Origin of the sequence: Kitasatospora sp. SC0581, assembly GCF_048159585.1 — a bacterium.
In the GTDB taxonomy this organism is placed as follows: domain Bacteria; phylum Actinomycetota; class Actinomycetes; order Streptomycetales; family Streptomycetaceae; genus Kitasatospora.
This window is the reverse complement of the sequence record NZ_JBLRWA010000075.1, coordinates 1-1,142: the sequence shown is the minus strand read 5'-3', so window position 1 is coordinate 1,142 and position 1,142 is coordinate 1. Positions and strand designations below refer to the sequence as shown.

Annotated in this window: 1 protein-coding gene; it reads right to left on the bottom strand. The window is 74.5% G+C overall.

What is annotated here, in order from left to right; translation table 11 throughout:
* Nucleotides 1-1,140: N-acetylglucosamine-6-phosphate deacetylase (gene nagA / locus ACLWS4_RS37105; protein WP_416876437.1), on the bottom strand; the 1,140-nt coding region annotated here is incomplete at its 3' end.
* Nucleotides 1,141-1,142 lie beyond the last annotated feature (2 nt).

Here is a 1,142-nt window from a genome sequence, read left to right as displayed (position 1 = left end):
GACGGTGGAGAACCTCTCGCCGCCGACGATCCACCGGCCGCGGCGCATCACCGCGACCAGGTCGTAGCCCTCCGAGTCGACCACGACGAGGTCGGCGAGCTTGCCGGTCTCCAGCGAGCCGATCGAGTCGCCCAGGCCGAGCAGCCGGGCCGGGGTGGCGGACAGCGACTCGACGGCCTGGTTCAGGCTCAGCCCGTTGACGGTGACCGAGCGCTTGAACGCCACGTCCAGGGTGAGGGTCGAGCCGGCGATCGCACCGCCCTCGACCAGCCGGGCCACGCCGTCCTTGACCTCGACCTGGAGCGGGCCGAGCGGGTAGAGGCCGTCGCCCATGCCGGCCGCGCCCATCGCGTCGGTGATCAGGGCGACCCGGTTCGCGCCGGCCGTGCCGTAGGCGAGGTCCAGGACGGAGGGGTGCAGGTGCACGCCGTCGTTGATCAGCTCGACGGTGACCCGCTCGTCCTCCAGCAGCGCCACGATCGGGCCGGGGGCGCGGTGGGCGATGCCGGGCATGGCGTTGAACAGGTGGGTGGCGACGGTGGCGCCGGCCTCGATCGCCTCCAGGGTGGTGGCGTAGTCGGAGTCGGTGTGGCCGACGGCGGCGATCACCCCGAGGTCGGCGAGCATCCGCACCGAGTCCAGGCCGCCGGGCAGTTCGGGGGCCAGGGTGACCATCCGGGCGTGGCCGCGGGCGGCGTCGACCAGCTTGCGCACCAGCGCCGGGTCGGGGTCGCGCAGCAGGTCGGGCCGGTGGGCGCCGCAGCGGTTGTGCGAGATGAACGGGCCCTCGAAGTGGATGCCGGCCAGGACGCCGTCCTCGACGAGTTCGGAGAGGACGTGCGCCTGGCGGGCGACCTCGTCGATCTCGCCGGTGACGGTGGAGGCCACCGTGGTGGTGGTGCCGTGCTCCAGGTGGGTGCGGGCGGCCAGCAGCGCCTCCTCGGCGATGCCGGAGGCGTACGAGGCACCGCCGCCGCCGTGGACGTGCAGGTCGACGAAGCCGGGGACGACGGTGTACCCGGTCAGGTCGAGGTCGCCGGGCTCGGAGTCGCCGCCGAGGCCGGCGATGCGCTCGCCCTCGACGGCGAGGCGGTCGCCCTCGACGACGCCGCCGGGCAGGACCAGCCGGGCACCGGCCAGGG